The sequence below is a fragment of the Gammaproteobacteria bacterium genome, assembly GCA_028817255.1.
Classification (GTDB): Bacteria; Pseudomonadota; Gammaproteobacteria; order Porifericomitales; family Porifericomitaceae; genus Porifericomes; species Porifericomes azotivorans.
On sequence record JAPPQA010000098.1, the window covers coordinates 1 to 8851 of the forward strand.

General features: G+C 58.2%; 8 protein-coding genes. 1 reads left to right on the plus strand and 7 read right to left on the minus strand.

Annotation, left to right across the window (positions count from 1 at the left end):
* Nucleotides 1-388 precede the first annotated feature (388 nt).
* Nucleotides 389-967 carry a hypothetical protein gene (locus OXU43_04260; protein ID MDD9824367.1) on the plus strand — a complete coding sequence of 193 codons (579 nt, stop codon included), beginning with the start codon at nucleotides 389-391 and terminating at the stop codon, nucleotides 965-967.
* A 56-nt stretch (nucleotides 968-1023) separates the two neighbouring features.
* Here OXU43_04260 and aceB read toward each other — a convergent pair whose 3' ends face one another.
* The 7 genes from aceB to OXU43_04295 all read right to left on the minus strand — a co-directional run bounded on the left by aceB (nucleotide 1024) and on the right by OXU43_04295 (nucleotide 8666).
* A complete protein-coding gene (gene aceB / locus OXU43_04265; GenBank protein MDD9824368.1) occupies nucleotides 1024-2604 on the minus strand; it encodes a malate synthase A in 1581 nt (526 codons plus the stop codon).
* A gap of 207 nt (nucleotides 2605-2811) precedes the next feature.
* On the minus strand, nucleotides 2812-3453 hold the full coding sequence (locus tag OXU43_04270; GenBank protein ID MDD9824369.1) for a DUF481 domain-containing protein: 642 nt from the start codon (nucleotides 3451-3453) through the stop codon (nucleotides 2812-2814).
* 233 nt (nucleotides 3454-3686) lie between these two features.
* Entirely contained in the window at nucleotides 3687-5516 is a 1830-nt protein-coding gene (locus tag OXU43_04275; GenBank protein MDD9824370.1) for a VWA domain-containing protein, read from the minus strand.
* A 1-nt stretch (nucleotide 5517) separates the two neighbouring features.
* Nucleotides 5518-5865: a hypothetical protein gene (locus tag OXU43_04280; GenBank protein ID MDD9824371.1), complete on the minus strand. Its 348-nt coding sequence runs from the start codon at nucleotides 5863-5865 to the stop codon at nucleotides 5518-5520.
* 69 nt (nucleotides 5866-5934) lie between these two features.
* Nucleotides 5935-6738, minus strand: coding sequence for a CbbQ/NirQ/NorQ/GpvN family protein (locus OXU43_04285; protein ID MDD9824372.1), 804 nt, complete (start codon nucleotides 6736-6738; stop codon nucleotides 5935-5937).
* A gap of 8 nt (nucleotides 6739-6746) precedes the next feature.
* Entirely contained in the window at nucleotides 6747-8147 is a 1401-nt protein-coding gene (locus OXU43_04290) for a cbb3-type cytochrome c oxidase subunit I (GenBank protein MDD9824373.1), read from the minus strand.
* Nucleotides 8148-8234: 87 nt separating this feature from the next.
* Nucleotides 8235-8666: a cytochrome c gene (locus OXU43_04295; GenBank protein ID MDD9824374.1), complete on the minus strand. Its 432-nt coding sequence runs from the start codon at nucleotides 8664-8666 to the stop codon at nucleotides 8235-8237.
* Between the last annotated feature and the right edge of the window lie 185 nt (nucleotides 8667-8851).

The following is an 8851-nucleotide window of genomic DNA, read 5'->3' on the forward strand; positions in this document are numbered from 1 at the left end:
GGCGGGAATCCAGCGCAAATAGAGCGCGGAACGCGCACATTCGCGCGATGGCGCCGGCAGGCGACAGCGCGAGTTTATGGCTATCCGCCGCGCCCTCGCTCCGCCCTGAAGGAGCGCGAAGCGCGCGCTTTCTATGCTGGATTCCCGCCTGCGCGGGAATGGCGAGGTGGGGGCATGGGAATGACGGGGGAGAAAGCAACATATAAATGACAGACGGAAAAAGACAAATCCCCCGGCAAAAGCGGCGGACGGGTCCGACGGCAGCTATACAAGAGTAGGAGTCGGCGCAATAAAGATTCTCAATCCTGGCCGCTTTTTTGCGGGCGTTTGTTTCCTGTTTGCGACGGCGGCGGGCCTGTACCTGTACCGCGCGCAAACGGCAGACGATTTGGCAAGCCAGGTGTGTCCGCTGGGAGAGGTGGGCGATTGCTACATAAAACTGGACCGCCCGGCAAATTGTTATTACTGGTCAGGAGGCGGGGGCAAAAATGCCGGGGCGACGATTGTCTGGAGAGGCGCCTGCGAAAACCGTCTGGCACAAGGCATGGGGACGCTGGACTGGCAATGGCAAGAGCAATCGGGGCATGCGGCGGGGACGATCGAAAAAGGCCGGCTGCAAGGCCAGTGGGTCGAACAGCCGGCAGCCGGGGTCGTGCAGGAAGGCCCATACCGGGATAGCAAAAAACACGGCCAGTGGTTCGTGCAGCTTGCGGATGGAACCGTGGCGGAAGGCCCCTTTCGGGATGGCAAGGAACACGGCCACTGGGTCTTGCGGCTTGCCGACGGCAGCGTCCAGGAAGGGCCTTACCGAAACGGCAGAGAGCACGGCCACTGGGTCCTGCGGCTTGCCGACGGCAGCGTCCAGGAAGGCCCATACCGGGACGGCAAGAAACACGGCCGCTGGGTCTTGCGGCTTGCCGACGGGGATACTCGCGAGGTCTTATTCCGAAACGGGATCAGAGAATGAGCCGTTCCGTATTCCAACATCTTTTCGACGATTACAATGACACCCGGAGCTTAGTCTTAGTCCGCTATTAATTTGCGGTAGGCCCGCGGCGTCAGAAACTCGGCAAACTCGCAATCCAAAACAATACTGTCCAGCAACTCGGCTGCCTCGCCGAGCCGGTCCTGGCCGGCGCCGCCCAGTGCCTTGAGTTCCTCCGCGCGGAGCTTCTTGTAGAGCTCGGCAGTCACCGCGGCGCCATCGTCGCAGACGGCGCCATGGCGTATCCACTGCCATAACTGCGCGCGGGCGACTTCGGCAGTGGCGGTGTCTTCCATGAGATTGTCTATGGCGGCGGCGCCAATGCCGCACAACCAACGGTCAATGTATTGCAGCGCGCTACTGACATTTTTGCGGATGCCGCGCTCGGTGATTTTGCCGCCGGGGACTTGCGGGTTCAGCAACCTGGCGCGGCCCACTTGCGTACCTTCTTTGCGCGCGTGTTTCTGATGCGGCGCGCCGCCGAGGGCGCGCTCGAAAAGATCCGCTACCACCGGCACCAAATCCGGATGCGACACCCAGGTGCCGTCGAAGCCGTCAGCCAGCTCGCGCTCCTTGTCTTTTCGCACATTGGCAATGGCGGTTTCGTTGACGGCCGGATCCTTGCGGCTGGGAATAAAGGCCGCCATGCCGCCAATGGCGTGGGCGCCCCGGCGGTGGCTGACGGCAACCAGACGTTGCGTGTAGGCGCGCATGGCCGGCACCGTCATCGTGACCTGGGAACGGTCGGGGAAAATATGATCGGCGCGCTCGCGGAAGTGCTTGATAAAGCTAAAGATGTAATCCCAGCGCCCGGCGTTCAAGCCGCAAACGTGGTCGCGCAATTGGTACAGCATTTCGTCCATGCAAAAGGCCGCGGTGACGGTTTCCACCATCACCGTGACGCGCACGCTGCCCTGGGGGATGCCGAGCAAGTCCTGTGCCTTCTTAAACACATCGTTCCACCACCGCGCTTCCAGATGGTGCTCGAGCTTGGGCAGATAAAAATACGGCCCGCTGCCGCGGGCGAGAGTTTCGGCGGCGTTGTGAAAAAAGTACAGGCCGAAATCAAACAGCGCGCCGGATACTTCCTCGCCGTCAACCCGCACATGCGCCTCCGGCAGATGCAAACCGCGCGGGCGCAGTACCAGGGTGGCGATGTCTTCGTGCAACCGGTATTGCCTGCCGGCCTTGCCGGTAAACCGCAACTCCCGGCGCACTGCATCACGCAAATTCACCTGCCCCTGGATCATTCCCTCCCACAAAGGCGACTTCGAGTCTTCCATATCGGCCATGAAGACTCTGGCCCCGGAATTGAGCGCATTGATCATCATGCGCCGGTCCACCGGGGCCGTGATTTCCACCCTGCGATCCTGCAAATCATTCGGCACCGGAGCGACTTGCCATTCGCTGTCGCGGATTTCCCTGGTGGCGGGGTCGAAATCCAGGCCGGAGCCTCCGGTATCCAAAACGGCGCGCCGGCGCCCGAGCAGTTCCAGCCGCCGGGCATTAAAAGAACGGTGCAGTTCGGCGACGAAGGCCAGGGCCTCGGGACTCAGGATTTGCTCAAACCCCGGCTCCATGGCGCCCAAGGTGTCAACGCTGTTTTTCTTGCGAGTCATGGCTGGTACTGTAGGCGAATAAAGCTGCGCAAGGGTAACACAAAACCCGGCCACTCGCGCTGCCCCCGGCGGCGCGCGGCGCCATGCCCGGCCCATGCGCTACCCTCCCGGCGGGCCCACCTCGTTCGCAGCCGCGGAAGCACTGCCGGCGACCGAGGAACGACAGCGATGCCAAAAGACAAGGGCATAACGCGAAAAAACTGCTGGTCAAAAGCGGTAAACCAGCGTGACCGCGGTCTCGGTGTCCGCATGTTTACGGTCGGCGGGAACGCTCTCGGTGTATTTAATTCCGTAACCCACTTTCAGCGCCAGGTTGCCGACCAGTTGCGACTTCACGGCAACCTGAAACCGCGTGATAGTATTGTCTTCGCCTCTTTCGGCGTTCAGCGACTGTTCGAGACTTGCGGTTTCGGCAAAATCCCATGAATACTCTTGCGCCAGCCGAACGATAATATCTTCCTCTCTGGAGCCCTCCTCCCGCTCGTTGATCCTGTAACCGGGCCCGCCTTCCAGCGCCAATAACATGGCGCCGGTCTTGATAAGCCGGTAACCATAGCCCGATGCCACCGTGCTCTGGAAATCGAAGCCGGAAAACTGGTCGTCCTCGTAAGAGCCAAAGAGAAATGCGTAGGAAGCATCGTTGATAACATAATCCAGCTGCGAAGACAGCAGGTATTTTTCGGCGGTACGCCGGCCATCCTGAGAGCTGTTCGCGGCCTCCAGACGAATGTTATGGCGCAACGGTTCGACGTCATTCGTTACATCGAATTTGGCATTCAAAGTCTGCGAATCGGAGTTGCCGTCCAAGGCCAGGTAACCCAACTCCATATCGCCGGACCAATCGGCCATGACGGCATTGCTTAGCAGCAGCAAGCAGCATGACAACGGATAAATACGCATCGCTCCCTCCGATAAAAACAGCCCGAAAAGACGCTCGAATGACAGGAACCGTCCTGCTGCCGGTCAATCGCCCTGTACGGATTGCCGCGGATAAGGCCGGGCCAGGCAAATGCGCCGACGACGAACGGCGCGCCCCTGTAGTCCGCCGGCACAGGCGGAGGCCGTTCGCCGGCAGGCCGTTGTCATCCGCGCACCAACCGAAGGTAAAGCTTCGGCAACCGGTACGGCAGTTCGCTGACATTGCGAACAAACACATAAGACGACTTGCCAAAAATGTACGGCAAATAATCGTTGGCCTTGTCGTCAATGGAAATGCAAAAGGGATGAATGCCCTGCCGGCCCGCCTCCCGGATTGCCATGCGGGTGTCTTCGATGCCGTACCGGCCTTCGTAGCGGTCCAGATCATTCGGCTTGCCATCGGTTAAAATCAATAATAATTTGTTTTTCTGCCGTTGCAACAGCAGCTTGCCTGCCGCATAGCGAATGGCGGCGCCCATGCGGGTATAGAACCCAGGCCGAAGATCCGCAATCCGACCCCTGGTAAGCGCCGTATATCGCTCGTGAAAGAACTTCACCCAGGTAACCCTTACATGGCCGCGGTTCTTCGACGAAAACCCCTGAATTGCAAATTCATCGCCAGTCAGCCCCAGGGTTTCGGAAAAAAGCAACAGGCTGTCCTTAATGCAGTCAATAATCCGCTGTTCGCCATTCACATAGGCATCGGTGGAAAACGATACGTCGGCAAGCAGCAGACACGCGAGGTCCCGCCGGATTCGCATCTGCCGCCGGTACAGATTCTCCGTTGCGAAACTTTTGCCGCTGGCAAGATCGGCGGTCAGCCGCAAGCAGGCATCCAAATCCAGCTCGCTGCCTTCCGGTTGCGCGTACTGCCAGCTGCTATCCATTAACAAGCGTTCGAATTGCGCTTTCAACCTGCGCGATTTATAGAACAGACGCCGCGGCAACGGGCATGGTCTCGCCCGTGCCGATACCATGGGCTGTATCGCGCAATAACCGGCCCGCAGCGCCCGCTTTCGGTAATCCCATTCCGGTTGCAGTTCTCCTTTTTCCAGGTATTGCTGATCTTCCGCCTCCGCAGGCAAATCCAAATCGAATCTCAGAAGGGATTTGGCGGTTTTATTGTCACGGCACAAACTGACCACGTCCAGATCGTCCAGGCGCCGTTGCGTATTGTCGTCTTCGTCCTCGTCCACAGGACGGTCCACATCAATATATTCCGTCCAGCTAAACAGGCTTTCCAGCCTGGTCGCCAGCAAACCGTCGTCCGTTTTGGGCATTGCTTTCCTTTCCCCCCGGTAACCGCGGCTGTTTTCCAGGTTCCGGCGTTTCTTTTTGCCGCTTTCGGGATCATCGCCGTTTGCGCCTGTTGCGCCCGATGCGGCCGCCGGCATTCGGGGATAGAGCCAAAGCGGCACCCACAGCCCGAACGGTTCGGTCATGGCCGCCGCCGCTTCGCCCGGATATTGCAGCGCACGGATAACAACCGCTTCGCGCTCGATCGCCGCCGGCTCTTGCGCCCGCATCCTGTGTTCGAAAAATGACGCCGCCAGCCTGCGGTAAAGCGGGGCCAGGCCCGGATATTTGTTCAATGTGGCCCGAACGGCGGAGCGGTTGCTATCGAACCAGTCGCTGGCGGCCAGCGGGAAATCGCTATTCGCGGCCAATGCCGACAGCCAGTAATACAATTTGCCGTTCAGCCCCCGCTCGGGGAATACCGCGATCTCTCCCGGCAACCGCAGGCAATCATGCTCCAACGAGGCGACCGCCACGGCCTTATTGGTGCCGGCAATTTTCTGCAGCACGGTTCTGTCCTGCCCAAGCTGGCGCGGTATCGCCGCATCAATTCGATAAGACGGCTCCCCGCCCAAAGCCCGGTACCAGGTTGCCAAAGCGCCTTTCATGGCATCCAGTCGCACGGCGGAAGCCGGGAAATATTTGCACGCCGCCCGCGTGATCAATCCATGCCAGCACTTGCCGACAAGCTCCTCCATTTCAACCGCCTTTTACGGCTTTGCGGATTCTCCCAAGGCCCGGATAAACAAATGCCTGTTGATTCAAGCCGCGGGAAAGACAAACGACACCGAGCAATACCAGGGTGGCATGGATAGACAAGGCGTAAAGCAGCATAACCATCCAGCTATACACGGAGGAAAAGCCGCCGATAGCGATAATGACGAAGCTAATGCCGATAAGCGCCGCCCCGGCAACTATGCTGGCAAAAAAATTCTGCTGCAGCTGCACCGCGGCCACGGGCGCGTCAATCTTCCGGTACTTGATGAACAGCCAGGCCAGCACAAGAAATGCAAGCCCCGGCAGCAGCAAAAGATTCAACAGGTACAATACCGGCGCCAGCACCGCCAGGCGTCTGGCTAATACATGCTCCGAGTCTGGCTCCCCGCGCAACACGGCTCAGGCAAAAATCGCATCCACAACTTCCATAAGCACTTTTATCGTTTCCCGGTCGTCCGTCAAAGATTCGACAATGGCGGCAAAACAGGCATCGCGCACAGTCATGCCGTTGACGATCAACAGGGCCGCGGAAACCAGCAGCCGGGTGGAAGGCGCTTCCTCGAGATCGATATCTTTCAGCGCCCGCAAACCCGATGCCAGGCGCACCAGCTGGCTGGCTTGCACGCGGTCGAGGCCCGTCTCCTTGGCGACGATGTCCGCCTCCGTTTCCGCATCGGGATAGTCAAACGATGCCGCCAGAAACCGTTGCCGGGTGGACGGCTTCATGCCTTTCAACAAGCTTTGATAACCGGGGTTATAAGACACGACAAGCATAAACTCCGCGGGCGCCGCCAGAACTTCACCGGTGCGCTCGATAGACAACGTGCGGCGATCATCGGTCAGCGGATGCAGTACCACGATGGTGTCCTTGCGCGCCTCCACCACTTCGTCCAGGTAGCAAATCCCTCCCGTACGCACGGCCCTGGTGAGCGGACCATCCTGCCAATAAGTAGAGCCGCCTTCGATCAAATGCCTGCCGACAAGGTCGGAGGCCGCCAGATCGTCATGACAGGCCACGGTAAACAGCGGCCGTTGCAGCTTTGCCGCCATATACCGCACAAACCGCGTCTTGCCGCAGCCGGTTGGACCTTTCAATAACAAGGGCAGCCGCTGCTCGAAGGCCGCCTCGAATAACCGAATTTCATTTGCCTGTTGCCGGTAAAACGGCAACCGGGCAACTGCTGCAACACTCGTTGCCTGCATACGTTGCGTTAAGGCTGATTTATCGCGGCCGCCGCCTCATCGCCGTCCTTGCCGCCCTCGACGAAAAAGCTGACGATGTACAGGATCAGCCCAATCAGAAAAACCACTCCGGTCAGTTCGCGCAACCAATAAAAGATGGCAATCTTATCCTGAACCGCCATAAACGGCAGGCCGTCGTCAATCCGTTGCAGCCATACTTGCAGGATGCCGGCGCCGGTCAGGAACAAGGTAATAAACACCATTGCCACGCTCATCAGCCAGAACGACCACATTTCCACGACCTGCGACAGATTGCTGTTGGCGGCCCCCCTGCCCCGCAGGATCGGCATGGCGTAGGAAATGATAGTCAGCACGATCATCGCATAGGCGCCATAAAATGCCATATGGCCATGGGCCGCGGTGATCTGCGTGCCATGGGTATAATAATTAACGGGGGCAAGGGTATGCAGAAACCCCCAAACGCCAGCGCCGAGAAAGGCCAGCACCGCGGTGCCCATTGCCCACAAAGTAACCGCCTTGTTCGGATGGGAACGGCGGCGCCTGTTGATCATGGTAAACGCAAAAATCGTCATAAAGAAAAACGGCAGCGGCTCCATGGCGGAAAACACCGAACCCCACCATTGCCAATACCCCGGCGTGCCAATCCAGTAATAATGGTGCCCGGTGCCAATGATGCCCGTTATCAGGGCCATCGCGATAATAATGTACAGCCACTTGTCTATTATCTCCCGATCGACGCCCGTCGTTTTGATCAATACGAAGGCGAGGATCGCACCGAGGATCAATTCCCATACGCCCTCGACCCACAAATGCACCACCCACCACCAGTAATATTTGTCCAGTACGAGATTATCCGGGTTGTAGAACGCGAATAGAAAGAACACGGCAAGCCCCACCAATCCCGTCAGCAGCACGATACTGACAACGGTCTTTCTGCCTTTCAGCACGGTCAGGCCGATATTGTACAAAAACGACAACACGACCAATACGATGCCGATCTTGGTTATCGTCGGCTGTTCCAGAAACTCCCGCCCCATGGTCGGCAGCAAGTGGTTGCCGGTAATCCGCGCCAGGGTCGCATAAGGCACGGCGAGATAGCCGACGACCGTCAACCCGGCCGCCACCAGAAACACCCAGAACGTAACGATGGCCAGTTTGGGGCTTTCCAGTTCCCGTTCCGCCTCTTCCGGTACAAGAAAATAACTCGCGCCCATAAATCCAAACAGGATCCAGATGATCAATGTATTGGTATGCACCATGCGGGCGACGTTAAACGGAATTTCCGGGAATAGAAAATCGCCTATTACATATTGCAGCCCCATAATAAGGCCGAATACGATCTGTACGACAAACAAGGCAATCGCCGCGACAAAGTACGGCTTGGCAACGGCCTGCGACTGGTATTGCATCGTCATCTCCTCATCCGGTTATGCCAAAGATTGCGCTTCATGCCCTGATCGTTCCCCTCGAATTCCCCCGGCATCAGCCTTGAAGCATCAGCCTTGAATATTGGGCGGCCAATTCTCCGTATCGATCTCGCTGGTCCATTTCAGGAATTCCGCCAGATCGTCCAACTCCTCTTCGCTCAAATCGAATTTGGGCATGCTGCGGCGGCCCGGAATGCCCTCCGCGGGCCTGGACTTGATAAAGCCGATAATCGCTTCTTTCGAGCCGAAGCGGGTATAAACGTTGCCCAGTTCCGGGGCGAAGTAAGCGCCCTCACCCAGCAAAGTATGGCAGCCGATGCAGTTATTCTCTTCCCAGATCAGCTTGCCGTTGGCAACCTGCGCGGTGATATTCTCCCGACGATCCCGTTCAGGCAGCTCCCTGGAGGTATCCAGCGTCAAGCCGAGGAACAACAAGATAAAGAAGACGCTGCCGCCGAAATAAATATTCCGGGCCATGCCCTTGGTGAAGAACTCGCTCATCCTGCTACCGTAAAAGAAACGAGATGAATTTTCAACGGCTGAGCGAGGCGCCTGTCAAAGCAAAGCAGAAATGTCCTATTCCGGGTCTTCGGGCGGGGCCTTTCGTTGACAATACGGCATTGTTCGCGGGGCGCAGGCAAGCGCAAGCGGCTTGTGAGGGGAAAAGATTCCCACTCCGCTATTCC